This is a genomic window from Arthrobacter sp. P4_H3 (assembly GCF_056400885.1).
In genome coordinates, this window is the sequence record NZ_JBFUKK010000006.1 from 112,569 (window position 1) to 138,388 (window position 25,820).

General features: G+C 65.7%; 26 protein-coding genes. 14 read left to right on the forward strand and 12 right to left on the reverse strand.

Annotated features, from left to right (window positions below):
* Positions 1-5: 5 nt before the first annotated feature.
* Genes AC1DRE_RS10970 through ptsP form a run of 3 tightly spaced genes read right to left on the reverse strand, consistent with a single transcriptional unit; the run spans position 6 to position 2,942 of the window.
* On the reverse strand, positions 6-890 hold the full coding sequence (locus AC1DRE_RS10970) for an SDR family NAD(P)-dependent oxidoreductase (RefSeq protein WP_476984664.1): 885 nt from the start codon (positions 888-890) through the stop codon (positions 6-8).
* A gap of 49 nt (positions 891-939) precedes the next feature.
* Positions 940-1,218, reverse strand: a complete 279-nt coding sequence (locus tag AC1DRE_RS10975; protein ID WP_104175133.1) for an HPr family phosphocarrier protein — start codon at positions 1,216-1,218, stop codon at positions 940-942.
* A gap of 38 nt (positions 1,219-1,256) precedes the next feature.
* Positions 1,257-2,942 (reverse strand): phosphoenolpyruvate--protein phosphotransferase, encoded by a 1,686-nt coding sequence (gene ptsP / locus AC1DRE_RS10980; protein WP_476984665.1) that lies wholly within the window; start codon positions 2,940-2,942, stop codon positions 1,257-1,259.
* A gap of 163 nt (positions 2,943-3,105) precedes the next feature.
* On the opposite strand from ptsP, the gene AC1DRE_RS10985 reads away from it, so the two are divergent.
* The 6 genes from AC1DRE_RS10985 to AC1DRE_RS11010 all read left to right on the forward strand — a co-directional run bounded on the left by AC1DRE_RS10985 (position 3,106) and on the right by AC1DRE_RS11010 (position 9,467).
* The gene (locus tag AC1DRE_RS10985; protein ID WP_476984666.1) at positions 3,106-3,831 is read left to right on the forward strand and encodes a TetR/AcrR family transcriptional regulator; all 726 of its coding nucleotides are present in this window, start codon (positions 3,106-3,108) and stop codon (positions 3,829-3,831) included.
* Positions 3,832-3,888: 57 nt separating this feature from the next.
* On the forward strand, positions 3,889-5,847 hold the full coding sequence (locus AC1DRE_RS10990) for a PTS mannitol transporter subunit IICBA (protein ID WP_476984667.1): 1,959 nt from the start codon (positions 3,889-3,891) through the stop codon (positions 5,845-5,847).
* Positions 5,847-7,001 carry a mannitol-1-phosphate 5-dehydrogenase gene (locus tag AC1DRE_RS10995; RefSeq protein WP_476984668.1) on the forward strand — a complete coding sequence of 385 codons (1,155 nt, stop codon included), beginning with the start codon at positions 5,847-5,849 and terminating at the stop codon, positions 6,999-7,001. The genes AC1DRE_RS10990 and AC1DRE_RS10995 overlap by 1 nt, the downstream gene beginning before the upstream one ends.
* A 183-nt stretch (positions 7,002-7,184) precedes the next feature.
* Positions 7,185-7,706 carry an N-acetyltransferase family protein gene (locus tag AC1DRE_RS11000; RefSeq protein ID WP_476984669.1) on the forward strand — a complete coding sequence of 174 codons (522 nt, stop codon included), beginning with the start codon at positions 7,185-7,187 and terminating at the stop codon, positions 7,704-7,706.
* 61 nt (positions 7,707-7,767) lie between these two features.
* Positions 7,768-8,217: a MarR family winged helix-turn-helix transcriptional regulator gene (locus AC1DRE_RS11005; protein ID WP_476984670.1), complete on the forward strand. Its 450-nt coding sequence runs from the start codon at positions 7,768-7,770 to the stop codon at positions 8,215-8,217.
* Positions 8,218-8,240: 23 nt separating this feature from the next.
* Positions 8,241-9,467 carry an MFS transporter gene (locus AC1DRE_RS11010; protein WP_476984671.1) on the forward strand — a complete coding sequence of 409 codons (1,227 nt, stop codon included), beginning with the start codon at positions 8,241-8,243 and terminating at the stop codon, positions 9,465-9,467.
* A gap of 123 nt (positions 9,468-9,590) precedes the next feature.
* Here the strand turns inward: AC1DRE_RS11010 and AC1DRE_RS11015 are convergent, their stop codons facing one another.
* The 3 genes from AC1DRE_RS11015 to rraA all read right to left on the reverse strand — a co-directional run bounded on the left by AC1DRE_RS11015 (position 9,591) and on the right by rraA (position 13,573).
* Entirely contained in the window at positions 9,591-11,030 is a 1,440-nt protein-coding gene (locus tag AC1DRE_RS11015; RefSeq protein WP_476984672.1) for a sugar porter family MFS transporter, read from the reverse strand.
* 255 nt (positions 11,031-11,285) lie between these two features.
* The gene (locus tag AC1DRE_RS11020) at positions 11,286-12,938 is read right to left on the reverse strand and encodes an MDR family MFS transporter (RefSeq protein WP_476984673.1); all 1,653 of its coding nucleotides are present in this window, start codon (positions 12,936-12,938) and stop codon (positions 11,286-11,288) included.
* 104 nt (positions 12,939-13,042) lie between these two features.
* Complete coding sequence (rraA, locus tag AC1DRE_RS11025) at positions 13,043-13,573, reverse strand: ribonuclease E activity regulator RraA (protein ID WP_476984674.1); 531 nt, start codon at positions 13,571-13,573, stop codon at positions 13,043-13,045.
* A 98-nt stretch (positions 13,574-13,671) separates the two neighbouring features.
* Between rraA and AC1DRE_RS11030 the strand changes: the two genes are divergently transcribed.
* From AC1DRE_RS11030 to AC1DRE_RS11055, 6 genes are all read left to right on the forward strand, one after another.
* The gene (locus AC1DRE_RS11030; RefSeq protein WP_476984739.1) at positions 13,672-14,988 is read left to right on the forward strand and encodes an MFS transporter; all 1,317 of its coding nucleotides are present in this window, start codon (positions 13,672-13,674) and stop codon (positions 14,986-14,988) included.
* A gap of 149 nt (positions 14,989-15,137) precedes the next feature.
* Positions 15,138-15,713, forward strand: coding sequence for a TetR/AcrR family transcriptional regulator (locus AC1DRE_RS11035; RefSeq protein ID WP_476984675.1), 576 nt, complete (start codon positions 15,138-15,140; stop codon positions 15,711-15,713).
* 303 nt (positions 15,714-16,016) lie between these two features.
* Positions 16,017-17,231: an NAD(P)-dependent malic enzyme gene (locus tag AC1DRE_RS11040; RefSeq protein WP_476984676.1), complete on the forward strand. Its 1,215-nt coding sequence runs from the start codon at positions 16,017-16,019 to the stop codon at positions 17,229-17,231.
* Between the two features lie 142 nt (positions 17,232-17,373).
* On the forward strand, positions 17,374-17,874 hold the full coding sequence (locus AC1DRE_RS11045) for a DUF456 domain-containing protein (RefSeq protein WP_476984677.1): 501 nt from the start codon (positions 17,374-17,376) through the stop codon (positions 17,872-17,874).
* Positions 17,875-17,916: 42 nt separating this feature from the next.
* Positions 17,917-18,882 (forward strand): hypothetical protein, encoded by a 966-nt coding sequence (locus AC1DRE_RS11050; protein ID WP_476984678.1) that lies wholly within the window; start codon positions 17,917-17,919, stop codon positions 18,880-18,882.
* Between the two features lie 53 nt (positions 18,883-18,935).
* Positions 18,936-19,295, forward strand: a complete 360-nt coding sequence (locus AC1DRE_RS11055; protein ID WP_476984679.1) for a nuclear transport factor 2 family protein — start codon at positions 18,936-18,938, stop codon at positions 19,293-19,295.
* Between the two features lie 28 nt (positions 19,296-19,323).
* On the opposite strand, the gene AC1DRE_RS11060 is transcribed toward AC1DRE_RS11055, so the two are convergent.
* The gene (locus tag AC1DRE_RS11060; RefSeq protein WP_476984680.1) at positions 19,324-19,974 is read right to left on the reverse strand and encodes a LysE family translocator; all 651 of its coding nucleotides are present in this window, start codon (positions 19,972-19,974) and stop codon (positions 19,324-19,326) included.
* Between the two features lie 104 nt (positions 19,975-20,078).
* Here AC1DRE_RS11060 and AC1DRE_RS11065 point away from each other — a divergent pair, with 104 nt between their 5' ends.
* Positions 20,079-20,534, forward strand: a complete 456-nt coding sequence (locus AC1DRE_RS11065; RefSeq protein WP_104175119.1) for an Lrp/AsnC family transcriptional regulator — start codon at positions 20,079-20,081, stop codon at positions 20,532-20,534.
* A gap of 15 nt (positions 20,535-20,549) precedes the next feature.
* Here the strand turns inward: AC1DRE_RS11065 and AC1DRE_RS11070 are convergent, their stop codons facing one another.
* The 5 genes from AC1DRE_RS11070 to AC1DRE_RS11090 form a co-directional block, all read right to left on the reverse strand.
* Positions 20,550-21,182: a hypothetical protein gene (locus tag AC1DRE_RS11070; protein WP_476984681.1), complete on the reverse strand. Its 633-nt coding sequence runs from the start codon at positions 21,180-21,182 to the stop codon at positions 20,550-20,552.
* Between the two features lie 2 nt (positions 21,183-21,184).
* Positions 21,185-21,847 (reverse strand): hypothetical protein, encoded by a 663-nt coding sequence (locus AC1DRE_RS11075; protein ID WP_476984682.1) that lies wholly within the window; start codon positions 21,845-21,847, stop codon positions 21,185-21,187.
* Positions 21,848-21,857: 10 nt separating this feature from the next.
* Positions 21,858-22,496 carry a hypothetical protein gene (locus AC1DRE_RS11080; RefSeq protein WP_476984683.1) on the reverse strand — a complete coding sequence of 213 codons (639 nt, stop codon included), beginning with the start codon at positions 22,494-22,496 and terminating at the stop codon, positions 21,858-21,860.
* The gene (locus AC1DRE_RS11085) at positions 22,493-23,983 is read right to left on the reverse strand and encodes a WXG100 family type VII secretion target (protein ID WP_476984684.1); all 1,491 of its coding nucleotides are present in this window, start codon (positions 23,981-23,983) and stop codon (positions 22,493-22,495) included. The genes AC1DRE_RS11080 and AC1DRE_RS11085 overlap by 4 nt, the downstream gene beginning before the upstream one ends.
* A gap of 84 nt (positions 23,984-24,067) precedes the next feature.
* Positions 24,068-24,526, reverse strand: a complete 459-nt coding sequence (locus tag AC1DRE_RS11090) for an Lrp/AsnC family transcriptional regulator (RefSeq protein ID WP_476984685.1) — start codon at positions 24,524-24,526, stop codon at positions 24,068-24,070.
* Positions 24,527-24,919: 393 nt separating this feature from the next.
* Here AC1DRE_RS11090 and gluQRS point away from each other — a divergent pair, with 393 nt between their 5' ends.
* A complete protein-coding gene (gluQRS, locus tag AC1DRE_RS11095) occupies positions 24,920-25,816 on the forward strand; it encodes a tRNA glutamyl-Q(34) synthetase GluQRS (protein WP_476984686.1) in 897 nt (298 codons plus the stop codon).
* Positions 25,817-25,820: the final 4 nt, after the last annotated feature.

Consider the following 25,820-nt stretch of genomic DNA (forward strand, 5'->3'; position numbering starts at 1 on the left):
CAATTTCACGGTAGCCCGGCCAGATGCGAGCACTCGTCCCACAGCCGCGTGCGGACTTCGGAGTCCGATCCCATGCCGGGGGTGGGGAGCTCCCTGCGCTTTGCCCAGAGCTTTCCGGAGACCGCCCCTGCTTCCCGTGAGGTGGCGAGCCAGAGCGCTGTGTCGGCCGCCTTCTCGGCCGGCGCGCCGAAGGTGTTCGTGATCCAGCGGAAAGGACCCCCGACGTCTTGCAGCAACGAGGTGTTCTTCACCAGCCCCGGGTGGACGGCATTCGCCACCACGTCCGAGCCGCGCAGGCGCTCAGCGAACTCTTGGGTGAGGAGAACGCGGGCAAGCATGGTGGGCGGCGTTGAGCGTAGGTAGCTATACCGCCCTTTGGCAGTTTGGAGATCGTCGAAGTGGAGTTTGGTGCTGCCGTACTTGGACGCGATATTCACGATGCGGGGCGTGCGCGCCGGCGCGGACGGCCGGTCCGCGGTCCCCGTGGATCCTCCTGTGAGTTTGAGCGCGTCCAGCAGGAGGTTGGTCAGCAGGAAGTACGCCATCACGTTGGTGGCGAAGGTCAATTCGAGCCCGTCGGGGGTCACCTGGCGCTCCTTGCGAAACACACCCGCTGCGTTGACGAGCACGTCCAGCCTGTCATGGCGGGACAGGAACTCAGCCGCCGCCGTACGGATCGAGGACTGGACTGAGAGGTCACAGGCCAGTGGCTCCAGCAGGGCGGCAGGGACGAGCCGGCGAATGCCCTGTATTGCCTCTTCCGCCCGCGCTGTGGAGCGCCCGACCACCACGACCAAGGCGCCTTCGCGCGCAAGGCCGGTTGCCACAGCATTTCCCAGTCCGCTCGCCGCGCCTGTCACCAGCGCCACGGTTCCGTCCATGGAAGCCATCGCCTCAGCCTTCCGCGTTCACTGCCGCGCCCCCTTCCCGGCAGCGCCGCTATTCGGCGTCGAGGTCGGTCTCCAAAAGGGTGACCAACGCATCCAGCGCCTGGTCGGCGCCGTCGCCGTCGGCACGCAGCACCACGACGTCTCCCTTGGCCGCCCCCAGTGTCATGAGCGAAAGGATGCTGGCGGCGTCGAGGGCCTCGTCCGCCGGTTCGCCCTGCATGGAAATGGTGACCTCAACGCCGGCATTGCCTGCCGCTTCGGCGAAAAGTGCGGCAGGGCGGGCGTGGAGTCCGGAGCGGCTGGCGATGGTTGCGGTACGTTCGGGCATTACTTCTCCTGATGGGTTTCGGCGGTGGGCGGCGTCGGTTAGAGGCCGAGTTCGTTGAGTACAGGCAGCTTTTCGCGCACCCAGGCCCGGGCCTCGGTGGCGCTCGGTGCGGAGAGGGCGAGCTTGGCCAGTTGCTGCGCTTCGGCCAGCGTGACGGTCTTGAGCACCGCAGCCACGGCCGCGAGCGAGCGTGCGGTCATGGACAGGGTGGTAACGCCGAGGCCGGTCAGTACGACGGCGAGGGCGGGGTCCGCCGCAGCCTCGCCGCAGACGCCAACGGGCTTGTTGTGGCCTTCGGCCCGTGATCCTTCGACGGTGAGGCCGACAAGGCGGAGCACGGCCGGCTGCCACGGAGTGTTGAGTGCCGCCAGCGGACCGAGCTGACGGTCGGCGGCCATGGCGTACTGGGTGAGGTCGTTGGTGCCCAGGCTGGCGAAGCCCACTTCCCGCAGGATGGCCTCGGCTGTGAGTGCTGCGGAGGGGACCTCCACCATCACGCCGGGAGTCTTGATGCCGGCGTCGGCGCACATCGAGGCGAAACGGGCCGCTTCCTCCGCCGTCGAAATCATCGGAGCCATGACCCACACGTCTGCTTCGGACTGTTTCTCGGCCAGGGCGATGGCTTCCAGCTGGCGGTCCAGGACGCCGGGCGTAGTGAAGTCCGTGCGGTAGCCGCGGACGCCCAGGGCCGGGTTGGGCTCCGTGGAATCGGTCAGGAACGGGAGGGGCTTGTCGGCGCCGGCGTCGAGGGTGCGCAGAACCACCTTCTTGCCCGGGAACGCGTCAAATACGCTCTTATAGGCCGCGGCCTGTTCCTCCACAGTGGGCTCGGAGTCCCGTTCCAGGAAGCAGAATTCGGTGCGGAACAGGCCCACGCCCTGGGCGCCCAGCTTGGCGGCCGCCACGGCGTCCTTGCCGCCACCGACGTTGGCAAGGAGGGGTACCAGGTGACCGTCCGCCGTCGTGCCCGTGCCGCTGAACTCGGCCAGCAGGGAGGCCGTAGCCGCCCAGGCATCCGCTGCGGCACGCAGCGAGTCGTCGGGATCGGACGTGATGGTGCCCGCGGCGCCGTCCACATAGACTTCCGTGCCGTCCGGGAGCTCGTCCACGCCCAGTGCGGCGACCACAGCAGGCAGGCCAAGCGAACGCGCAATGATGGCGGTGTGGGACTGGGGGCCGCCGCCCGCAGTGACGAGTGCCAGGACCTTGTTCGGGTCCAGGGTGGCGGTGTCGGCCGGCGCCAGGTCCTCGGCCACGAGTACAAAGGGTGTGCTGGAGGAGGGAATGCCGGGCGCAGCGACGCCGCGAAGTTCGGCCACAATCCGGGCGCGTACATCCAGGACGTCGGTGGCACGTTCCGCCATGTAGCCGCCCAGGTTGTGAAGCATTTCAGAGACGGAGGATCCGGATTCCCAGATGGCGCGTTCGGTCGAGAGTCCGCGGGCCACGAGTTTGGCCGCGCCCTTGATCAGCATGGTGTCCTTGGCCATCAGTGCCGTTGCCTCCAGAACGGCCTTGCCGTCTCCGGTGGCGTGTGCGGCGCGGCCCTTCAGTTCGTCGTGGACGGCCTGCGAGGCAGCCTTGAGCGCTGCTGTTGCGTCCTCGGCTGTGACGCCGGCGGGCAGCTGTTCGCCTGCCGGCGGTTCGCTGATCGGCTTGGGCATTTGGCGGATGGTGCCGATGATGCGGCCGGGGCTGACGCCTACTCCTGGGAAGTTCTGCACTGAAGGTCCTCATTCTCTGCCGATAAGCAGGCCCGCCGTTCGTTGCCTGGGCGATTGCCCAGATTGCCGCGACTGCTACGTCCCGACGGTGTTTTGCGGTGCCTGAAAAAATTGTATGTGATGCAGTTCATATAGCGTTGCTATAGGTGATAGGGTAGCGGTTATGAGTTTCGATGGCCAGCTACCGCCCAAACTGAGGCTGTTGCGTGCAGCAGCCGAGTTGCTGGCCAACTCAGCGGGAGCGTCGGTATCCACCCGCCAGATCACGCAGCTGGCAGGGGTTACAGCCCCTACCCTGTATCACCACTTCGGTGACAAGGAAGGGCTGTTCGACGCCGTCGTAACGGCAGGTTTTGAAGAATACGTGGCAGGTGAACGCGACTTCGCCCCGTCCGGACATCCGCTGGAAGATATCCGGCGGATGTGGGACAACCATGTGCAGTTCGGGCTGAACCAGCCGGAACTTTACCTGGTCATGTTTGGCAACATTCGCCCAGAGAGCCGCCCGGCCATCGTTGCCGATGCCGAGGCGCTCATGGAGGAAATGCTGAACAAAGCGGCCGTGGCAGGTCAGCTGAACGTCCAGCCGCGTGAAGCGGCCAGGAGCATCCTGGCGGCGAACGTGGGCGTGACGCTCATGCTCATCGCCGAGCCTGCCGCCGAACGCAACCTTGAACTGTCCACCATGACCCGGGACGCCATGATCTTCGCGGTGTCCGCGGAGCAGGCCAGCGGCACTCCGGAAGACTCCGGCAAGTCGTCGGTGGTGGTGGCGGCGATCGCCCTGAACGCCGCGCTCCAGGCATCGCACTCGGACCAGCTTTCCAGCTCGGAACTCAAGCTCTTTCTCGAATGGCTCCACCGGATCTCCACCAGTTCCACCAGCTAGTCATCGAAAATATCGGACCATCCTGCGGTGCAGCAGGAATCACGGTTAGGAAATCACATGGCAACAGAGACAGTTGCAAAACCCCCTACAAGCATGCGGGTTCACGTCCAGAGGTTCGGGACGTTCCTGTCCGGCATGATCATGCCCAACATGGGGGCCTTCATCGCCTGGGGCATCATCACGGCCTTCTTCATTCCGGCTGGCTTTACTCCCAATGAGGAACTGGCCAAGCTCGTTGGGCCAATGATCACCTACCTCCTGCCCCTCCTGATCGGCTTCACCGGTGGCCGGATTGTCCACGGCATCCGCGGCGGCGTTGTGGGCGCAGTCGCGACAATGGGCGTGATTATGGGCACTGACATCCCCATGTTCATCGGTGCCATGATCATGGGGCCGCTGACGGCGTGGATCATGAAGAAGCTGGACAAGATCTGGGAAGGCCGGGTCAAGCCGGGCTTCGAGATGCTCATCGACAACTTCACCGCGGGGATCGTGGCAGCCGCCATGGCCATCGTGGGCATGCTGGTGATCGGGCCGGTGGTCAAGGCCTTCAGCAACGGCGCCAGTTCCGTCGTCGAATTCCTGGTCAACAACGGCCTGCTGCCGTTCACCAGCATCTTCATCGAACCGGCCAAGGTGCTGTTCCTGAACAACGCCGTCAACCACGGCATCCTGACGCCGCTGGGCACGGAACAGGCACTGCAAAACGGCAAATCCATCCTGTTCCTGCTCGAAGCCAACCCCGGCCCCGGCGTGGGCATCCTGCTTGCGTACATGTTCTTTGGCAAAGGCCTGGCCAAGGCGTCAGCCCCCGGTGCCGCCCTCATCCAGTTTGTTGGCGGCATCCACGAAATCTACTTCCCGTTCGTGCTGATGAAGCCCATCATCATCCTGGCCGCGATCGGCGGCGGCATGACCGGCATCTTCACTTTGGTGCTCACCGGCGCCGGCCTGCGCTCCCCGGCGGCCCCGGGCAGCATCCTCGCCGTGTTTGCCGCGACCGCCAGTGACAGCTACTTCGGGGTGGCGCTGTCCGTGCTGCTCGCCGCCACGGTGTCCTTCCTCATCGCCTCGGTGATCCTGAAGGCCAGCAAGACCCCCGTGGGTGAAACCGAGGAGGACAGCCTCAGCGCCGCCACCTCCCGGATGGAATCCATGAAGGGCAAGAAGAGCTCCGTTTCCTCCGCCCTGACCGGCGCAGGCGCGGCCACCGCCGTCATGGCAGGTCCCATCCGGAACATCGTGTTCGCGTGCGACGCCGGCATGGGTTCCAGCGCCATGGGCGCCTCGGTGCTGCGCAACAAGATCAAGGCCGCCGGCTTCCCGGAGGTCAAGGTCACGAACTCCGCCATCGCCAACCTGAGCGACACCTACGATGTTGTCATTACGCACCAGGACCTGACCGAGCGGGCAAAGCCCGCCACGGCCAGTGCCGTGCACGTGTCCGTGGACAACTTCATGAACAGCCCGCGCTATGACGAGATCGTGGAGCTGGTCAAGAGCAGCAACACCGAAGGAGCTGCCGACGCCGGAGCCGCCGTTGCGGCGCCTGCGGCCGCGGCACCTGCTGAGGCCGTCCCGCCGTCGGACATCCTGGTGGCTGACAGTGTGATCCTCAACGGCACGGCAACCACCCGTGACGCCGCCATCGACGAAGCGGGCCGGCTGCTGCTGGACCGCGGCGCCGTGGACAGCGGTTACATCGATGCCATGCACGAACGCGAGGAATCCGTGTCCACGTACATGGGCAGCTTCCTGGCTATACCGCACGGCACCAACGCCGCGAAGGACCACATCATGAAGTCCGCCGTATCCGTGATCCGCTACCCGAACGGCATCGACTGGAACGGCAAGGAGGTCAAGTTCGTGGTTGGCGTCGCCGGGATCAACAACGAGCACCTGCACATCCTGTCCTCCATCGCGAAGGTCTTCACCAACAAGGCCCAGGTGGCCCAGCTTGAGGCCGCCACCACGGTAGACGAAGTACTGGAACTGTTCGGGAAGGTCAACGCATAGTGAAGGCTGTTCATTTTGGGGCCGGGAACATCGGCCGCGGCTTTGTGGGACTGCTGTTGCACCAGGCAGGCTACGAGCTCGTGTTCGCCGACGTCGCTGAAGATCTGATCTCGGAGCTCGCCGCCGCAGGCAGCTACGACGTCCACGAGGTGGGGGAGGACCCCACGGTCCGGACCGTGGACAACTTCCGGGCGCTGAACTCCGGCACCCAGGAAGCGGACGTCGTGGCGGAAATCGCGACGGCCGACGTGGTCACCACCGCGGTGGGTCCCCACATCCTGAAGTTCGTGGCCCCGGTGATCGCCAAAGGCATCGCCGCACGGGCCGCCGGGCTGGCACCGCTGCAGGTGATGGCGTGCGAGAATGCCATCAACGCCACGGACATCCTGCGGGACGAAGTGGCGGCGCAGTGGGATTCCGCCGCCGGCGAGCTCGAGTCCGCGGCCGTTTTCGCGAACACGGCCGTGGACCGGATCGTCCCGAACCAGGAGCCCGGCAAGGGCCTGGACGTCACCGTGGAGACCTTCTACGAGTGGGTTATCGACCGCACGCCCTTTGGGGGAAACGCCCCGGTCATCCCGGGGGCGACGTTCGTGGACAACCTGGAACCCTACATCGAGCGGAAGCTCTTCACCGTGAACACCGGGCACGCCTCGGCAGCCTACTTCGGGTTCGAAGCAGGGCTTGGCAAGATCTCGGAGGCCATGGCCGACCAGGACGTCGCCGCCGATGTGCGCGCCGTGCTGGACGAAACCAAGGAACTGCTGATCCACAAGCACGGCTTCAACCGCGACGAGCAGGAAGCCTACGTCGAGAAGATCCTGGGCCGCTTTAGCAACCCGCACCTGCCGGACACCGTGAACCGCGTAGGCCGGGCACCGCTGCGCAAGCTCAGCCGGCACGAACGGTTCATCGGCCCGGCGGCGGAACTGGCCGAACGCGGAATCGTGCCCGAAGCGCTGCTGGGAGCCATCGCGGCCGCCCTGCGCTTCAACGATCCCGCGGACGCCGAAGCGACCGAGCTGGCCAAGATCGTGGCGTCGTCCACGGCGGCGGAAGCGACCGAGAAGGTGACGGGCCTGACGCCCGGGCACCCGCTGTTCGCCGCCGTCGAGTCACTGGTGGAAGAGGCCAAAGCGGAGGCCAAAGCCTAGGACGCTCTCTCACTTCCTGCCGGTTTTTCGGCGACGCTCTCTCAGATCCGGTCGGATTTACCCCAACCCTCTCTCACTGAATGAAGTGATAGAGGGTTGGGTTTTTTCGTGCGAAAAGTGAGAGAGCATCGGTGATTTTGGCGCAGGAAGTGAGAGGGGGTGCGGCTGTGGCAAGCTGGTCCGGTGACCTCAAAGCAACGTGACCTGCCTGCCCTGCTGACTCTCGACGTCGACGGCGGGACGTTCCGTCTCCGGCCCGCGACGCGGGCCGACCTGCCCCGAATCCTGGAGCTCCTCGCTGACGACCGGCTGGGTGCAAACCGCGAGGACACCTCGGACATGGCCCCGTACGAGCGGGCCTTCGAAGCGATCGACGCCGACCTTGCCCATCTCTTGGTGGTGGGCGAGCTCCTTCGGGAAGGCGAGGCTGCCGGGCAGGTCGTGGCCACGTTCCAGCTCAGCTTCCTGCCGGGGCTTTCCCGCCGCGGTTCCTGGCGCAGCCAGATCGAGGCCGTCCGGGTTGCGGCACAGGTGCGCGGCCTCGGGATCGGCGCCGCCATGGTCACCTGGGCTGCCGGGGAGTCGCGCCGCCGGGGATGCTCGCTGATGCAGCTCACCACGGACAAATCCCGCACGGACGCCCACCGCTTCTACGAACGCCTGGGCTTCGCGGCCAGCCACGAAGGCATGAAGCTCAGGCTCTAGCTGCGTCGAAACCCGGGAGATCCTTGACTCTTAGGTGCCCTAACTGTTAGGCTACCTAACTATGAGTCAACCCCAGCCAATGCCCGCCGCGCTGCAGGCCCTCGCCCAGGATTTCCGCGAGGCGCTCCGCCACAGTGTTTACCTGGTCCGCCGCCTCGACGCGGACGGCGAACTCAGCGCCGCGCAGCTCAGCACGCTGAAGATGCTGCTCCATGACGGCGTCCGCGTCGGCGAGATCGCCCGGAACCTGGGCGTCAAGGTGCCCAGCGCCACCGAGCAGATCATCAAGCTGGAGAAATCCGGACTCGTCCGCCGGGACCCTGACCCCCACGATTCCCGAGCCGTCCAGGTTGTGCTGACCACGGAAGGCCGTGCCGCCGTCGCCTCCGCCAACGAGCGGCGCAACGCCGTGATGGCGGAAATCCTGGTGGCGCTCAGCGACAGCGAGCGGCAGGCCCTCGCCGCGGCCCTGCCCGTGATCGAAAAAATCAACGGCACACTTCACAACTGATACCCAAGACTTAGGAGTCCCCTATGGAAGGCCAGCTCGCCGCCACGCGGCCAGCAGTAGAAGAAACCCTCGAGGCCGAAAAGGCGTCCCTGCTCAAGCAGCCGAAGGCAGTATGGGCCACAGCCCTCGCCGCGGTGTTCGCGTTCATGGGCATCGGCCTGGTGGATCCGATCCTCCCGGCGATCGCCAAGAACCTGGACGCCACGCCCAGCCAGGTCTCGCTCCTGTTCACGAGCTACTTCCTGGTCACTGCGGTGGCAATGCTGATCACCGGCTACGTGTCCTCCCGGATAGGCGGCAAGAAGACCCTGCTCATCGGCCTGGCCGTGATCGTGGTCTTCGCCTCGTTGTCCGGCCTGTCCGGCAGCGTGGGCGAACTGATCGGGTTCCGCGCTGGCTGGGGCCTGGGCAACGCACTCTTCGTGGCCACTGCCCTGGCCGTCATTGTGGGCGTGGCAAGCGGCGGTGCCGGAACGGCGATCATCCTCTACGAGGCGGCGCTCGGCCTGGGCATTTCCCTCGGACCGCTCCTCGGCGCCCTGCTCGGCGGCTGGCAGTGGCGGGCACCGTTCTTCGGCACCGCCGTGCTCATGGCCGCTGCCTTCGTCGCTCTCATCGCGTTGTTGCCCAAAACCCCGCTGCCCGAGCGGAAAGTCCGGCTCCGCGACCCGCTGCTGGCTTTGGGGCACAAGGGACTGCGGACGACCGCGGCCAGCGGCCTGTTCTACAACTACGGCTTCTTCACCATCCTCGCCTTCACGCCGTTCATCCTGGGCATGGACGCGTACGGCATCGGTGGCGTGTTCTTCGGCTGGGGCGTGGCCGTCGCGGTCTTCTCCGTCTTTGTGGCGCCCGTCCTCCAGAACCGCTTCGGCGCCACCCGGGTGCTGATCGGCACGCTCGCTGTCCTCATGCTGGACCTGGCAGGGCTGGGACTGGCCGCCGGGCACTCGGTGCCCGTCGTCGTCGTCCTGGTGGTGCTCTCCGGGGCGCTGCTGGGCATCAACAACACGGTCTACACGGAACTGGCCATGGGCGTCTCCGACTCACCGCGCCCGGTGGCGTCGGCCGGCTACAACTTCGTGCGTTGGATGGGTGGCGCCCTGGCCCCGTTCGCCGCCGCGCAGCTCGGTGAGCACTTCGGTCCGCAGGTCCCGTTCTTTGCCGGGGCGCTGGCCATGGTTGTCGCCATTTTGATTGCCTTCGGCGGCCGCGGGTTCCTGGCCGCCCACGAACCCCATGTGGTCTGACCGGAGCTGTTGCACGAGGGACTGCCCCCGTTGCAGATAAGGCCCATGTTCGTCATGAACATGGGCCTTATCTGTCCGCTCGCGCTGGGCGCAACGGGAGTCCGCTCGCGCTGGGCTCGGAACCTAGACCTTGACGGTCCCCTTCGGCACGAACAGCGTCTCCGCCTGCTCCAGTGACATGCCGTTGGTTTCCGGCACCTTGAACATTACGAAGAAGAACGACGCCGCCGCGAACGCCGCGTACATGGCGTACGTCAGCGGCAGCGAGGCTACCGCCATCACGGGGAAGCTCAGGGTGATGGCGAAGTTCGCGATCCACTGGGCAGCCGCGGCCAGGCCCAGGGCGCGGGCGCGGATCCGGGACGGGAAGATCTCGCCCAGCAGCACCCACACCAGCGGTCCCCAGGAGGCGCCGAAGCTGATCACGAAGACGTTGGCGGACACCAGGGCAACGGGGCCCCAGGCGCCGGGCAGCGAGATTTCCGCACCGGATCCATTGGCCGAGGCGAAAGCCAGGGCCATGGCACCGAGCGATACAGCCATGCCGATGGAGCCTGCCAGCAGGATGGGGCGCCGGCCGATGCGGTCCACCAGCGCAATGGCCACGAGCGTGACCAGGATGTTGGTGATGGACGTGGCCACCGAAATGGTGAGCGAGTCCTTCTCCTGGAAGCCCACGGCCTTCCACAGGGTGGTGGAGTAGTAGAAGATCACGTTGATGCCCACGAACTGCTGCAGCACGGACAGCGTGATGCCGATCCACACCACCGCCTGCAGGCCAAAGACCTTGCCGCGGAGCGAGCCCTTCTGGCCGGCGAGTTTGTCCTCCTCGATGGCGGACTGGATTTCGCGGATGTGGCGGTCGGTGTCCTCGGACGGGGCGATGGTTTCGAACACCTTGCGTGCCTCGTCCTCCTTGCCTTTGAAGACCAGGAAGCGCGGCGATTCAGGCAGGGTGTATGCGATCCAGCCGTAGACGATGGCGGGTACGGCGCCGGCGAGGAACATCCAGCGCCACGCTTCGATGCCGAGCCAGAGCGCCTGGTCCGCGCCGCCGGCGGTGGTGGCGAACAGGGCGTCGGAGAGGAGGGCGGCAAAAATACCCGTGGTGATGGCGAGCTGCTGGAGCGACGCAAGCCGGCCGCGGACATGCCGCGGCGAGATCTCGGAGATGTAGGCGGGGGCAATGACGGAGGCCAGGCCGATGCCGAGGCCGCCCACCAGGCGCCAGAAGATCAGGTCCCAGACGCCGAACGCGAAGCCGGTGCCCACAGCGCTGACGAGGAACAGGACGGCGCCGAGCTTCATGGCCGGGATACGGCCGTACTTGTCGGCCACCTTGCCTGCCAGGTAGGCGCCGGCGGCGCAGCCGAGGAGCGCGACGGCCACAGCGAACCCGGTGACGGCCTCGCTCAGGGCGAATTCGTCCTTGATGGCGTCCACCGCCCCGTTGACAACGGAGGAATCAAAGCCGAAGAGGAACCCGCCCACCGCTCCCGCGATTGCGAGGCCGATCACCTTGCGGGGAACGCCGGGGCGGCCTTCGGTGCTGGATGTGGACATGGATCTCCCTCGGGATTCTTGCTGCGTTGGGTTTTTAGCTGTGCGGACATCGTTGACCACGGAACCGGCCCTGCTGGCCGGCGCACACGCGCTAAACAGTGTGCCACTTCACGCTGTGAGGTTCCACTTAGGGACGCAGGCCGACGACGGCGGGCCGTTCCGCCGTCGGACAACACGGCGGGAAAAACACGGCCGGAGATGACAACGGGAGGCAGCCAAAAGGCTGCCTCCCGTGACGTGTGCGAACGAGGTGACTTAGTGCGCGGCCACCGTTTCCTTTGAAGCAACCTTCGGGTCCGTCAGCTTCTTGTTCGGCAACGCGAAGCTGATCAGGAAGGCGACCCCGGTGAGCACGGCCGCGGTGAGCATTACGGCGTCGATCGACTGCGCGAAGCCCTCGGTGATGGGGTGGGTCAACGTGCTGTTTGCCGTGTGCAGCCAGCTGGTGTCGTTGAGGGAATCGTTGGTGGCGCCGTTCTGGAAGAACTCGTAGAGCTTGGCATTGGCGGGGTCGGCAGCCACCGCGGGGTCCTTGAGGACCTTCAGGTAATCGGCGTTCTGCATGGCATCCTTCATGCCCGTGGCGATGCGGTCCGCTGCCATGCTGAAGAGCAGCGAGATGAAGACCGCGGTACCCACTGCGCCGCCCATGGACCGGAAGAACGCGGCCGAGGACGTGCCCACGCCCATGTCCTTGGCCGGAACGGAAACCTGCATGGCCAGCGTCAGCGGCTGCATGCAGAAGCCCAGGCCCAGGCCGAAGAACACGGCGATGACGCCCGGCACCCAGAGCCCGGTGTCCACGCCCAGCGAGAAGCCCATCACGGTGGCGGCAGCGGTCAGTCCCGCCGTGCCCAGGATGGGAAAGATCCGGTAGGTGCCCGACGCCGAGATGGTCCGTCCGGCGGTGATGGAACCGGTGAGGATGCCCACCGTGAAGGTGATCATCATCAGGCCGGCCTCGGTGGGGGTGAGGCCCTTGACCAGCTGGAGGTACATCGGGAGCATCGCGATGGCGCCGAACATGCCGATGCCGATGATGAAGTTCAGCAGCGAGGACAGCCCGAAGGTGAGGTTCCGGAAGAGCCGGAGCGGGATCAGGGCGTAGTCGCCGGCGCGCTTCTCCGCCAGCAGGAACGCGATGATGCCCACCACGCCCAGGCCGATGCACAGCAGGGACCCCGCCGAGGTCCAGCCCCAGCTGCGGCCCTGTTCAGCGACCAGGAGCAGCGGAACGATGGCCAGCGTGATGGCGGCCGCGCCCCAGTAGTCGATCTTCTGCTTCACGTGCTTGGCGGGCAGGTGCAGATAGAGGAACACAACGGCCAGGGCAGCCAGGCCGATGGGCAGGTTGATGAAGAACACCCAGCGCCAGCCGTCGAAGCCCAGGATGTTCGCGGAGCCGGCGAAGGCGCCGCCCACCACCGGGCCCAGCACGGAGGAGATCCCGAAGACGGACATGAAGTAGCCCTGGAACTTGGCCCGGTCCTTCAGTGCCACAATGTCGCCGATGATGGTCAGCGCGAGGGCCAGCAGGCCGCCGGCGCCCATGCCCTGGATGCCGCGCGCGATGGCCAGTTCGGTCATCGAGTGCACCGATCCCGCGTACAGGGATCCGGCCAGGAAGATCACGATGGCGGCCAGGTACAGCGGGCGGCGTCCGAAGATGTCGCTGAGCTTGCCGTACAGCGGGGTGCTCACCGTGGAGGTGATGAGGTACGCCGTGGTGGCCCAGGCCTGCAGCGAGAGCCCGTCGAGGTCGTTGGCGATGGTGTAGATCGACGTGGACACGATGGTCTGGTCCAGCGACGAGAGGAACATGCCGAGCATGAGACCCACCATCACTGTGATGGTCTGACGCTTCGTCAGGACGTCCCCGGCTACGGGCCCGGCGGCGGTTTTGGACATGACTGCTCCATTACGAAGAAGGGGAATTAAGCTTGATAGTTGCTTTCAGTAACTATCTTACTTTGCGATTTGTTCCCCCTGCTCGCCGAAATGAAGAATTTACGTCAGCGCTCCACCAGGATCCCGTCAGGATCGCACCAGATCATGGCACCGGGCCGCACCGTCACGCCGGCAATCTCCAGTTCCACGTCCGTCTCGCCGGCGCCCTCCTTGGCGCTCTTGCGCGGGTTGCTGCCCAGCGCCTTAACCCCGAGCGGCAGGTCGGCCAGGACCTCGCGGTCCCGGACGGCACCGTTGATCACGACGCCGGCCCAGCCGTTGGCCACGGCGCTCGCGGCGATCATGTCCCCCATGAGCGCTGTTCGCAGCGAACCGGCGCCGTCCACCACCAGCACGGCGCCGTCGCCCGGCGTGCCCAGGGTGGACTTGACCAGTGCGTTGTCCTCAATGCACCGGATGGTGCGGACCGGCCCGCTGAAGTGCGACAGCCCGCCCAGGGACTGGAACTGGAGCGCGATGGAATCGAGTTCCTCGCCCCGCTCGTCGTAAAGGTCTGCGGTATTGATGCGGCGGCTCTCGTCGGCGTCGAGGTTGTCGGGGGTGTCTGCGGGCGAATCTGCGGGCGAAGCGGTCATTGGTCCTCCTCGGAATGGCTGTAGACAACCCGGTGCGGGCTGTGTTGCTCACGATAGTCTGAATGCACACCAATCATCAGTTCCTTGGGGGAGCCGCAATGAGCCTGTCCGACCTTCCGGGGCACGTCCCGGACCCTTCCATTGTGGCCGCGTCCTCCCGAGGTGGTTCGACCGCGGCGCTCGCCGAACCGGAGGGGCGCGTCCGTCCGCTCTGGACCACCGGCGTGGTGCTCGTGAATGTGGGCATCAATGCGGCGTTCTTCGGACCCATCCAGGTCCTGCTCGGACAGCAGGCAGCGCACTTCAGCGAGGGCGACAAGGAGGCCATCCTGGCTCTCGTCACCGGAGCCGGAGCCGCTGTCTCCCTCGTGGCCAACCCGCTGTTCGGTGCCTTCAGCGACCGCACCACGTCCCGGTTGGGCCGCAGGGTTCCCTGGGTGGTTTTCGGTGCCATCCTGGGTGCGGCTGCCCTGATCGCGCTGGCGGGCGCCCCCAACGTTGCCGTCATGACCATCCTTTGGTGCTTCGTGCAGGCGGGCTGCAACGGAGCCTATGCCGCCATCACCGCTGCCATCCCGGACCGTGTGCCCGTGCCGCAGCGCGGCGCCGTGGGCGGCCTCGCGGCCATGGGCCAGACGGTGGGGATCCTGATCGGCGCGGTGATCGCCGCCGTCGTCAGTGGAAACTTCGGCGTGGGCTACCTGGTCTGCGCAGCGGCGCTGGTTGCCGGCGTCGCGCTGTACTTCTTCAAGAGCGACGATGTGGCGCTTCCCGCAGAGGCCCGTCCGCCGTTCAGCCTTGCGGGCTTCGCCCGGGGATTCTGGATTTCGCCCGTTCTGTATCCGGACTTCGCGTGGGCCTGGCTGACCCGGCTGCTGGTGAACATCGGCAACCACATGGTCACCCTGTACCTGCTGTTCTTCCTATCGGATGCGGTCCACCTGAAGGAGACGCAGGGGATCGAGCCGGCCTTCGGCGTGCTGATCCTGACCGGCCTGTACGCGGTGATGGTGATCATCACCAGCGTGATCGGGGGCCCGCTCAGCGACCGCATGGGCAAGCGGAAGCCGCTGGTCATCGCCTCGTCGGTGATCATCGCCGTCGCGTCCCTGATCCTCGCCTTTGCGCCCACCTGGGCCGGCGCAATTGCCGGCGCCTCGGTGCTGGGGATCGGCTTCGGCGCCTACCTTGCCGTGGACTTTGCCCTCATTACACAGGTACTTCCGAGCGCCCTGGACCGCGGCAAGGACCTCGGCGTCATCAACATCGCCAACTCGTTGCCGCAGGTCCTGGCGCCCCTCATCGCTTTCCCGTTCGTCACCCTGTGGGGCGGCTACGTTTCGCTGTATGTGGCCGCCGCTGTGATCGGGCTGCTGGGCGCGGTGTTCGTCGTGAAGATCAAGGGCGTGGACTGAAGTAGGTGGTCCGCAGCGGTCCCGGCTGCCATCGTTTTGACTAATGGGCGCCAGGACCGGTGCCGTATAGTGGACTCGAATTGCTGCGGCAGTGCTGTGATGGGGATCCGCCTGACCGCTGTACGAAACCCACTCCCGGAACGCTGCTGATGCTTGAACTCAATTCAGATCTTCCACCCATGGCTGCGCCGCCGACCCTGCCCCGACAGCAGATCCGCTATGCCCGGATCCTGGATGCCGCCGCCGGATTCGCCCGTAAAGGGCTGGATTCCGTGAGCCTTTCCGAGGTGTCCGCCAAGGCCAATGTGCCGCTGGGAACCCTGTACCGGTATTTTCCTTCCGCCACCCACCTCATGCTGGGGCTGTTCAGGAAGCAGTTGGGCGAACTCCAGGTCGGAAGCTGGCCGGAGACCGGCGGCAGCCGCCTCCATACTCTGGCAGGCGTGGTGATGGAGATATTCCACATGCGGCTGATGCAGCCGGCGGTGGAGCAGTGCCTGAGCCAGTGCGTTTACACGAAGGGAAAGGACACCACCGCCCTCCTGCGGGAGATCGATATCCTTTCCGAGCAGGCCGTTTCGGTGGCAAGCGGTGACGCCGCCAAGTCCCGGGTGCTGCTGCTGACCGTCTCCGGCCTGGTGCAGGCAGTCCGCTGCCGCCGGCTGTCGCTCTTCGAAGCCGAAGAAGACCTGAAGAAAGCGTGCTCGCTCCTCACCAGGTGCTAGCAGGCGCGTAACCGGTCTAGACCATTAGAGGCTCTTTTGTGATGATTCTTAGTGATGTGGATCACTCGAAATGTAGAAAAAACGATTTATCACGCCCGGTGGTCGGCCCAGTGTCCGTTCGGCCGCCGCCCGTCTGTTTACCATTGAAGAACCGGAGTGGCTAGCAGCCCGTACCTTCAGGAGCTTCACGGCGGTCCCGCCATCCCTTGGGCCGCAGAACTTCCAGCCTGCCCATCTTGAGCCTCCTATGTGCTTGAGCTTCATTGTGCCGTGCGCCCACGGCTAGCCCCAGGAGACAACGACGTGTCCATTGAAATCATCACTCCCGCTGACAGCTCCGCCGCTTCCTCCGAGGAGTCCACTGTGCTGACGGACCAGGAGATCTTCGAAGCCCACCAGGGCGGCAAGCTGTCCATCTCCAGCACGGTCCCGCTCGCCAGCAAACGCGATCTTTCCATTGCCTACACTCCGGGTGTTGCCCAGGTCAGCCGCGCCATCCACGCCGACCCCGAGCTCGCCAAGACCCTCACCTGGGCCCAGCGCCTGGTTGTTGTGGTCAGCGACGGCACCGCGGTGCTGGGCCTCGGCAACATCGGGCCCAGCGCATCCCTGCCCGTCATGGAGGGTAAATCCGCCCTGTTCAAGTCCTTCGGCGACCTTGACTCCATCCCGCTGGTCCTCAACACCACCGACGTGGACGAAATCATTGAGACCCTGGTCCGCCTGCGCCCCAGCTTCGGCGCCGTGAACCTGGAAGACATCTCCGCGCCGCGCTGCTTCGAGCTCGAAGAAAAGCTCATCGAGGCCCTGGACTGCCCGGTCATGCACGATGACCAGCACGGCACCGCCGTCGTGGTCCTGGCCGCGCTGACCGGCGCCGCCAAAGTGACCGGCCGCGAGCTCGAAGGACTCCGTGTGGTTGTCTCGGGTGCGGGCGCCGCGGGCATCGCCGTCGCCGAAATCCTGCTCACCGCTGGCATCCAGGACGTTGTCCTGCTCGACTCGCGCGGCGTCATCAACAAGGACCGTGCGGACATCGCCGCCGACGCCACCAGCAAGAAGGCGCAGATGGCGGAGCGCAGCAACCCCCGCGGCATCACCGGCGGACCCGGCGAGGCCCTGCTCGGCGCCGACGTGTTCATCGGCGTCTCCTCCTCTCAGCTGGCCGAGGAGCACCTGAAGCTCATGAACCACAGCTCCATCGTGTTCGCCCTGTCCAACCCGGACCCCGAAGTCCTGCCGGAGGTTGCCTCGCGCTACGCCGCCGTGGTGGCCACGGGACGCAGCGATTTCCCCAACCAGATCAACAACGTGCTCGCCTTCCCGGGAATCTTCCGCGGTGCGCTGGACGCCGGTGCCCGCCGGATCACCCCCGCCATGAAGCTTGCCGCCGCCCGCGCCATTGCTGAACTGGCCGAACCGGAGCTGTCCGCCGACTACATCGTGCCCAGCCCGCTGGACCCGCGCGTGGCGCCGGCTGTTTCCGCAGCCGTGGCCGCAGCGGTCGAAGCGGAGTAACGCGGAATACTCCGCCAGGAAGTTCGACGGCGGCGGTTCCCGTGCTGGGGAGGCGCCGCCGTTGTTGTTTTAAGCGCCGCGGCCCTAAAGCGTCGTTGCCTTTGAGGCATGATGCCCGTGGTGGAACCCTAGACTGAGGGGCATGAACCCCGAGATCCTCGTGACCGTCCTCTGCGGCCTGGCCATCCTGGTGGGCGTTGCCGGCACCGTTATCCCCGTGCTGCCCGGCAGCATCCTCATTGGCCTCAGCCTGCTGGCCTGGGCAATCTGGGGCGGCGCCGGGACTGCCGGCTGGGTGGTGTTCGGCGTAGGCCTGGCGTTTGTGCTGGCAGGAATGGCTGCCAGCGCCGTGCTCACGGGACGCAAGCTCAGGGAACACCGGATCCCCAGCCGCAGCGTGGTGGTGGGGCTGGTCTTCGGCGTGGTGGGCATGTTCCTGATCCCCGTGGTGGGACTCTTTGTGGGCTTCGCCGGTGGCCTGCTGCTCAGCGAATCGCACCGCACGCGTGATTTCAGGACCGCCGTGACCACCAGCTGGGCGGCCCTCAAGGCCACCGGGCTGGGCATGCTGGTGGAGTTCGGCCTGGCCTGCCTTGCCGCGAGCACCTGGGTGATCGGCGTCTGGGTTGCGGCGGTCAGCTAACCCTCCCAGCGGCTGCCAAGCGGGCACCACTAGCATGGAAGGATGAGCGCCGGACAGACCTCAGGACCGATCTACCGCGACAACCGTGACCTCACCCCGTTCGGCAGCGCGCAGGTCCGCACATCGGTGCGTGACATCGCCGACGGCGTGGGCGGAATCCTGCACAGTGCCCTGGGCGGCCGCGGCGGTGCGCTCCTCAGCGTGGATGGCCCCCTCCCGAAGCTCAAGCGGCTTTCCGGGAAGACCGCCAGGGCCGTGTACGACGCGATCTTCCACAACACCGATCCCAACCGGCTGATCGCGACAGGCCGTGACTACCCCGGGTGGGCCGGGCTTTGCTACGTGATGGCCGGGCTGCTCGCCTACAAGCAGGGCGGCTACCTGCGTGCCACCGAGCTGCTCCAGCGGGGCCTCACCACCAGGAACGACGACGACGCCAACCAGTTCGCGTCCAGCTACCTGATGCGGGTGGTCACCAGAGTCGAAGTTGCCGAGCGCATCGATGTTCCGGTGCTGTTCAGCGAGGAAGCGGTGTTCCTGGCGCTTTCGCATTCGTTGCGGGAAACCGGCCACCTTGAGGCGGCACTGCAAACCGTGGCGTCGCTGCCGCCGTCGCTGCCAGCCGCCCTGGCGCGGTGCTCTCTGGCGCACGCGATCGGCCGGGACAAGGAAGTGGTGGTCTGGACGGAAGGGCTGCTGAATGCCGACGACCTCTCCGCCGCGCTGCTGCTGATCCGGGCGCGTTCGCTCCGCAGGCTCGGCGCCCACACTTCCGCGCAACAGGCGCTGAAGGAGGTATTGCGTCGCCGGAAGACCGACTTGGCCCTCCGGAATGACGCCCTGACCGACCGCGCCCTGCTGGTGCTGGACAACGGCCGGAAATCCCTCAACCCGCGCGACTGGCTACGGGGCCGGCCGGCTGAACTCGAGACTTTCGAAGTCATCCGCAAGGACGTTGAAGAGCGCAGGCTCTGGGAACAGGAATGGAAGCAGCTGGACCGGGAATGACCCTGCCGGACCGGACTCTTGTGGGCGGTGGCGGGCCGCGGTACAACGGTCCAATGAGCGATGCAATCAGGCAGTGGATGGAAAAGTACATCACGGCGTGGACCACCAACGAGCCGGACGATATCCGGGCGCTCTTCACAGAGGACGCGGTCTATGCCACCCGGCCTTACGACCCGGACGCGTGGCGCGGGCACGGACAGATCGTGGAGCACTGGCTGACCGAGGCGGATGAACCCGAGGAGTGGACCTTCGAGTGGGAGCCGCTCGGCGCGGACGGCGACCTGCACTTTGTCCAGGGGCGCACCACGTATCTGGGGGACCGTCCCAGCTACGAGAACCTCTGGGTTGTCCGGCTCGCACCGGACGGCCGGGCCGCGGCGTTCACTGAATGGTTCATGGAACGCAGGATCTGAAAGACACGATTCAGCCTGCCGGCAGGCGCTACTGCCAGGCGAGCCCGGCCACCACAGGAATCAGCTGCTCGGACAGCAGCACGGTCCCCAGCGCCATCATGATGATCCCGCTGGCAAGCGTTACCTTCCGGGCAGCCCCGGGACGCGAGTGCAGCAGCTTCCGGGAGAGCAACGCCACGCAGGTGTACACGAGGCCTGCCAGCAGGACGAACGTCAGGCCCAGCAGCCCGGACTGCACCGGAACGGGCAGTGCCGCTTCCGGGCTGACGAACTGCGGAACCAGTGCCACGAAGAACAGCAGGCCCTTGGGGTTGATCCCGCTGGTGCCCACGCCATGGAGGAAGCTGCGGAACTGGGTGGACGATGCCGGCGAGGTCACCTCGGCGGTGAAGGTGGCGCCGCGCCATGACCGGATGGTGCCGAAGCCCAGCCACAGCAGGTAAGCCGAGCCGGCGACGGTCAGCCAACCGAGGACGCCCGGCAGGCCGGCGAGCAGGGCGGCCAGCCCGGCCACCATCAGCACCGTGTGCAGGACGTAGCCGCCGCAGAGGCCGGCTACAGCGGGGACGAAGCTCCGCTGTTTCAGGCCCGCCGCAATGGAGTAGGCCCAGTCCACGCCCGGCGTGCAGGCCAGGGCGCCCGCAACCACCAGGAATGCGAGGAATAACTGGGAATTCATGGCGGCCTCCTACGGTGTTCTGATAGGAGAAACTCTAGGGAAAATGCCGCCACAAGTGTTCCCTGATTTACTCAGGAAATGCAGCCCATGGGTAAGATAATTGCGTGATTGACCATATTGATAGAAATATTTTGCGCCACCTCAAAGAGGATGGCCGTATGACGGCCACCGCACTGGCCGCAAAGGTGGGGTTAACGGTGGCGCCGTGCCATCGGCGGCTGCGCGACCTGGAGTCATCCGGGGTGATTCGGGGCTACCGCGCGGACATCGACCCGTCCGCCGTCGGGCTCGGATTCGAGGCGATCGTTTTCGTCACGCTGCGGCAGGTGGACAGGCCCACCATGGAGATCTTCGAGAGCCGGGTGGCGGACAATCCCAACATCGTGGAGGCGCAGCGGCTGTTCGGCTCGCCGGATTATCTCCTGAAAGTGATCGCTGAGGACCTGCCGGCATACCAGCGCTTCTACGACGCCGAGCTCACCTCGCTGCCCGGCGTCGAGCGGCTGACGTCAACGCTGGTGATGAAGAACCTGAAATCGAACGCAGGCCCACCGGTCTAGGCTACGTGCGTTGCGTCAGTCCGTGGGCCGGACATGGACGATGATCACCTGGGTATCCTTGGCGCCGTCGTATCGGAGATCGTAATTGACGTCCAGGCCGACGGCAGTGCCCGAGGTGATGGAGAAGTCGCTCGTCTTCGCGGGGTTCTTCTCCGTCGATGAAATCCATCGTTCAGCGGAGTCGCTGCTGATTCCATATCGCTGGACGCCGTCGCGAATGAGGCTGAAATACTCATCCGCCGAATCAGCGGTAAGGAAATAGGTCACTTCGCTGAAGTCGGAGCGCTTGGCCGTGGTGTCGAAGCGGATGCGGTCGGTTTCGCCGGTGATTTCGCCGTTGGGTGCGGCAATCGTCAGCGCGATCTTGCCTGAGCCGCGGGTATTGATTTCCGGACCGTAACTGGCCTCCGGAACCCGAACAGCCGCCTTCTTCAGGGACCCCGAACGCATGTCCAGCCGCGCGATTTTGGTCTCGCGGATCTGATCCACCCCGGCGGCGTCGAGAGTGGAGAACTCCGAATTGCTCAAGGTGCTCGCTTGAGCGGTTGGTTCGGTGGTGGTCCCGTTGATCTGGCAGCCCGCCAGAGCGAGGCTTGCGGCGAGGGCAAGGAGGGCGACGGCGGCCTGCCGCCGGGTCGCCGACGCCACGTTCAGAACCTGCCCGTTTCTGCTATTTCTGCTTGGGCCTCAGGAGTGTAGTACTCCTCGGACAGGAACACCGTGTAGATGAAGGTCATCCGCCCGGTGGTGTGGTTGGACATAATCGACAGCGCGAAAACTGTGCCGGTGGCATTGCCGTAGCCGGGGTTCCAGGTTTCCTTGCCGGATCCGTCCTTGAATTCCGGGCCAATGGTCGTGGCAATCTTCAGCGGGAGAATCCCCAGTTCGTTGGCAGCCCGTTCGATCTCAGGATTGGCATCCTGGGCGTCCGGGTAATTGACGAAGATGTCGACGCTGTCTACTTTGTTCTCAACCCCTCCGCCCCGAACGCGGATGGTGTCTGTCTCCATCTCGACCACGCCGTTGGGTGTTGTCATGGCGACCTTCATGCGTCGGTCTGTATCGGTCGCAACCATGGCTCCATCGGAAACCTCATCCAGGCCGAGAGCCGCCATGTCCAGTGGCAGCGACGTGAAGTCGAAGCTGACATTCCGGCTTGATTTCATCGCCTCGATGCCGCTCTTGGTGAATTGGGAGTTGCCGTTGACGTTGATCGGTTCGGTGGCCGGGGAGGGCGCCAGTCCGCAGCCGTTGAGGAGCAGCACGGTCAGCGCGATCAGTGGTGCCATTTTCTTCAGGGCGGCGGTCCCCATGTCATTCTGCCTACGCTGCCGGGCTGACATGGACGATGATCACCTGGGTGTCCTTGCCGCCGTCGTACCGGAGGTCGTAGTTGACTTCCAGGCCGGTGGCCGTTCCCGAGGTGATGGAAAAATCACTCTTCGTGGCCGGGTCCGCTTCCGCGGAGGAAATCCACCGTTCGGCGGAGTCGCCGTCGATTCCATAGCGCTCCACGCCGTCCCGGATGAGCCCAAAGTACTCGTCCGCCGATCCGGCGGTGAGGAAGTAGGTCACTTCGCTGAAGTCGGGGCGCTTGTCCGTGGTCTTGAAGCGGATCCGGTCGGTTTCACCGGTGATTTCGCCGTTGGGGGCGGCAATCGTCAGTGCGATCTTGCCTGAGTCGCGGGTGTTGATTTCCGGGCCGTAGCTGTCCTCGGTGACACGCACGGCGGCCTTCTTCAGCGCGCCCGAGCTCATGTCCAGGCGCGCCGTCTTGGTTGCGCGGATTTGATCCACCCCGGCGGCGTCGAGGGTGGAGAATTCCGAGGTGCTCATGGTGCTCCCTTGAGAGGTTGGTTCGATGGCGGTGCCGCTGATCCGGCAGCCTGCGAGGGCGAGGCTTCCGATGAGGGCAAGGAGGACCACGGCGGCCTGCCGCCGGAATCGCCGCGTGGACGTCACTGGTGCACCTCCGCGTCAAAGCCGGAGACGAAGCGGTCCATGATGCCCGGGATGTTGTTTGTTGGCCTGTACTGGTCCACGCGGTCATTGAAATCGGAGGCAATGATCTGCTCGGCACGTGCCGGGTCAGTCGCCAGCAGGTTCTGGTAGGCCGGCAGCGTGTCCTGCTCGATGAGCGCCCAGCGTTGGTCGGCATTGGCGATATTGCCGTCGGGGAAGCCGGTGGTGAAGTCCGTGCGGAACTGCGTGGGGTTGTCCCAGTTGGTGAACGGCACGTTCTCCGGTCCCGGGCTCTCCACACTGAACTCGTACGGGAACACCTCCGGGTAGCTCTTGGCGCCGGGGATTGACGGTTCGCCGGCGAGGGTCACCATGTAGGTCACCGCCTCACCGCCGGGGTGGCTGCGCATGTTCTCGTAGTCGTCAGCGATGATTTCGTTCTGTTCGCGGTACAGCAGTTCCGTGTTCCCTTCCTGCACCTGTGAAGGGTCGCCGGAGTCGATTTTCGCCCAGGACCGGGCCGTTTCCGGATCGATGGCACCCGAGTCGCGGAGCCGGTTGATTTCGTCCAGGCCGCCGTTCATGTAGGCCTGGTGCTGCCTGGCCTGGTCCAGGAAGATTTCCTTGTTCATGTCCAGCATGCTGGTTTCGTAGAACTTGATCTCCTGGTCGGTCATGCCGGCCAGCTGCTCGATCTGGTCCAGCACCGGCAGCGGTATGTCCGACGCCGGGTTGTCCGCGATCTGCTGGGCCAGTTCCCGCATCACGGCCATGTCCTTGAACCCGCCGGCGAACGAAGGGCCGATCATATTGGCCATGCCCGCCCACTGCAGGTCCGGGTTGGACAGGTAGGCCTGGCCGTAGAAGTCGTAGACCTTCTTGATGGTTTCCCAGTTGTACTCTGTGCCCTTGGACGTATCCCAGTCGGCCGGGTCGATGCCCATGTCCCGCATGGCCTGTTGGTTCCAGTAGTCGGTGAGGAAATCCGAATACTCCGGCGAATTCTTGCCGATCAGCCCGGAGTCTGCGGCAGCGTCCAGGGCGGCCTTCGCGGCGTCCGGATTGTCCAGCGCCCACTTCTTAAAGTCATCGCTCTTCAGGTACGCCGCGCGTTCTGCGGGGGTCATTCCGTTGAGCCGGTCCGTCAGTTCCTGCGCGGCGCCGTCAGTCGGAGAGTTGCCGCTTCCGCCTGGCCCGCCCGTGCCGCCGCCGGTTGAACCGGTGCTGGCGCGGTCCTGCTGCTCGGCGTTCCGGAGCAGGGCTTTGGATGCCTGCTGGATGCCGGCGGCTGCAGCCCTGAGCACCTTGGCGTGCTTGCCGTTCCAATCGCTGCGGAAGCGCTCGCCGTCGTTGCCCTTCCACGGGCTGGAGGTAATGGAGCTGCCCAACTGTTGTCCCAGCTGGTCCAGCCGGCTGGCGCCGGTGGCCAGGTCCTTTGCGAGCTGGCGTAGCTGTGCGACGTCCGCACCGTAGAAGTTCCCCGCCACTTTTCCCCCTGTTTGAAGTCCACGGTCAGCCTAACGGCTTTGGCGGTAGGCGGCGATGGGGAGAAGTCCCCGCCTGATGCGGCGTCAGGCGCCCAGTAGCCCGGTGGTGCGGTACGGAATGACCTCGCGCAGGAACATGCTGGTGGACGTGCGGACAATGCCGGGGCAGAGCCTGATTTCCTCGGACACCCGGTAGAGGTCGTCCGGGCTCTTGGCAACCACGCGGATCAGGAGGTCGGTGTCGCCGGCAGGGGCGTGGCATTCCAGGACTTCAGGGATCTCCCGCAGTGCGGCGATGGCCTCGTTCAGGTGGCTCTGGTCCAGTTCCGCGCTCACTGCGGCGGCCACGCCCCGGCCGAGCGCCGATGGCAGCACCCGGCTGCTGTTGGGGCGGAGGGCGCCGGACGCCGTCATCCGCTCCAATCGCGACTGCACAGTGCCCCGCGCCAGGCCCAGCTTTTGTGCGAGCACCATGATGGGAACTCGGGGGTCGTCGTCCAATGCGGCAAGGATCCGCCGGTCAGTGGAATCAAGTTCCTGCAATCTGATCACTTCCTGCCTGTTGCGCGCTCCGTGATTGGTCAGATTGACCAGTGAAGCACTTGCTCGTTGCGCCTACTGTAGGGGTTCTGCTGAAATAGTGGCAACAAGGGATGCAGGCTACCGCCGGATCCCGCAGGCTACAGGAGCCCCGGCACACCACCCGGTCCCTGGAACAGGTTTCCCGCAAGGAGGCCGCCGCTGATTGACACTTGTTCACGCATCGTCATTCCGCAAGCAGTGCAAGGGGTCCGGAGCTACGCTCCCGGACCCGGCACGGCAAGAGCCCCTGAGCCACCGACGCCGGATCACCCGGAGTGTTCGGTAGCTGAGGGGCTCTTGTGTTTGCTCCTGCCGGTTTGTACCGCACGTCGCCGGTGAGCCTAGGCTGGTGCCATGACATCAGCCGGCCGCTTCGCCCCGAGCCCCTCCGGCGAACTCCACGTGGGAAACCTCAGGACGGCGATACTCGCGTGGCTGTTCGCCCGCTCCACCGGCCGGCGCTTCCTCATGCGCGTGGAGGACCTGGACCGTGCCCGTGCGGGTGCGGAAGCGGAGCAGCTCCGCGATCTGGCGGCCGTCGGAGTGACCTGGGACGGCGGCGTCGTGCGCCAAACGGAACGCGAGCCGCTGTACGCGGAGGCGATCGACCGCCTCGCAGCCGCGGGGCTCACCTATGAGTGCTTCTGTACCCGGCGGGAAATCCAGGAGGCGCCGTCGGCCCCGCATGCCCCGCAGGGTGCCTACCCGGGGACGTGCCGGAACCTGGATCCGGCAGAACTCGAGTTCAAGAGGACAATTCGGCCGGCCGCGATCCGGCTCCGCGCGGCTGCGACCGAGTGGACGGTCGAAGACCAGCTGCACGGAATGTACACGGGCATGGTGGACGACTTTGTGCTCCGGCGCAACGACGGCGTGACCGCCTATAACCTGGCCGTGGTGGTGGACGACGCAGCCCAGGGAGTTGACCAGGTGGTCCGCGGGGACGACCTGCTGCCCTCCACCCCGCGGCAGTCCTATCTGGCCTCGCTTTTGAATCTTCCCGTTCCGGAATATGCTCACGTGCCGCTGGTGGTGAATTCCGACGGCGTCCGGCTGGCGAAGCGCGACGGCGCGGTGACGCTGGCGGACCTCGCCGGCGCCGGGCTGGACGCAGGCCGTGTCCGGGACATCGTCCTGGAGTCTTTGGGGCTGCCGGCAGGGCCGCTGGAGAATGCGCTGGCCGTCTTCGATCCCGCCGCACTGCCACGGGACCCCTGGGTGTGGCCGGGTGCGGTGCAGCTGGGCGCGTAGGCTG

What these genes read in the sequence shown, in the direction of transcription:
- rraA (WP_476984674.1), bottom strand. Translation starts at nt 13,573, where the DNA reads ATGACCGCTTCGCCCGCAGATTCGCCCGCAGACACCCCCGACAACCTC.
- AC1DRE_RS11075 (WP_476984682.1), bottom strand. Translation starts at nt 21,847, where the DNA reads ATGGGGACCGCCGCCCTGAAGAAAATGGCACCACTGATCGCGCTGACC.
- AC1DRE_RS10975 (WP_104175133.1), bottom strand. Translation starts at nt 1,218, where the DNA reads ATGCCCGAACGTACCGCAACCATCGCCAGCCGCTCCGGACTCCACGCC.
- AC1DRE_RS11010 (WP_476984671.1), top strand. Translation starts at nt 8,241, where the DNA reads ATGGAAGGCCAGCTCGCCGCCACGCGGCCAGCAGTAGAAGAAACCCTC.
- AC1DRE_RS11060 (WP_476984680.1), bottom strand. Translation starts at nt 19,974, where the DNA reads ATGAATTCCCAGTTATTCCTCGCATTCCTGGTGGTTGCGGGCGCCCTG.
- AC1DRE_RS10990 (WP_476984667.1), top strand. Translation starts at nt 3,889, where the DNA reads ATGGCAACAGAGACAGTTGCAAAACCCCCTACAAGCATGCGGGTTCAC.
- AC1DRE_RS11030 (WP_476984739.1), top strand. Translation starts at nt 13,672, where the DNA reads ATGAGCCTGTCCGACCTTCCGGGGCACGTCCCGGACCCTTCCATTGTG.
- AC1DRE_RS11055 (WP_476984679.1), top strand. Translation starts at nt 18,936, where the DNA reads ATGAGCGATGCAATCAGGCAGTGGATGGAAAAGTACATCACGGCGTGG.
- gluQRS (WP_476984686.1), top strand. Translation starts at nt 24,920, where the DNA reads ATGACATCAGCCGGCCGCTTCGCCCCGAGCCCCTCCGGCGAACTCCAC.
- AC1DRE_RS11020 (WP_476984673.1), bottom strand. Translation starts at nt 12,938, where the DNA reads ATGTCCAAAACCGCCGCCGGGCCCGTAGCCGGGGACGTCCTGACGAAG.
- AC1DRE_RS10970 (WP_476984664.1), bottom strand. Translation starts at nt 890, where the DNA reads ATGGCTTCCATGGACGGAACCGTGGCGCTGGTGACAGGCGCGGCGAGC.
- AC1DRE_RS10985 (WP_476984666.1), top strand. Translation starts at nt 3,106, where the DNA reads ATGAGTTTCGATGGCCAGCTACCGCCCAAACTGAGGCTGTTGCGTGCA.
- AC1DRE_RS11015 (WP_476984672.1), bottom strand. Translation starts at nt 11,030, where the DNA reads ATGTCCACATCCAGCACCGAAGGCCGCCCCGGCGTTCCCCGCAAGGTG.
- AC1DRE_RS11035 (WP_476984675.1), top strand. Translation starts at nt 15,138, where the DNA reads ATGCTTGAACTCAATTCAGATCTTCCACCCATGGCTGCGCCGCCGACC.
- AC1DRE_RS11005 (WP_476984670.1), top strand. Translation starts at nt 7,768, where the DNA reads ATGAGTCAACCCCAGCCAATGCCCGCCGCGCTGCAGGCCCTCGCCCAG.
- AC1DRE_RS11050 (WP_476984678.1), top strand. Translation starts at nt 17,917, where the DNA reads ATGAGCGCCGGACAGACCTCAGGACCGATCTACCGCGACAACCGTGAC.
- AC1DRE_RS11045 (WP_476984677.1), top strand. Translation starts at nt 17,374, where the DNA reads ATGAACCCCGAGATCCTCGTGACCGTCCTCTGCGGCCTGGCCATCCTG.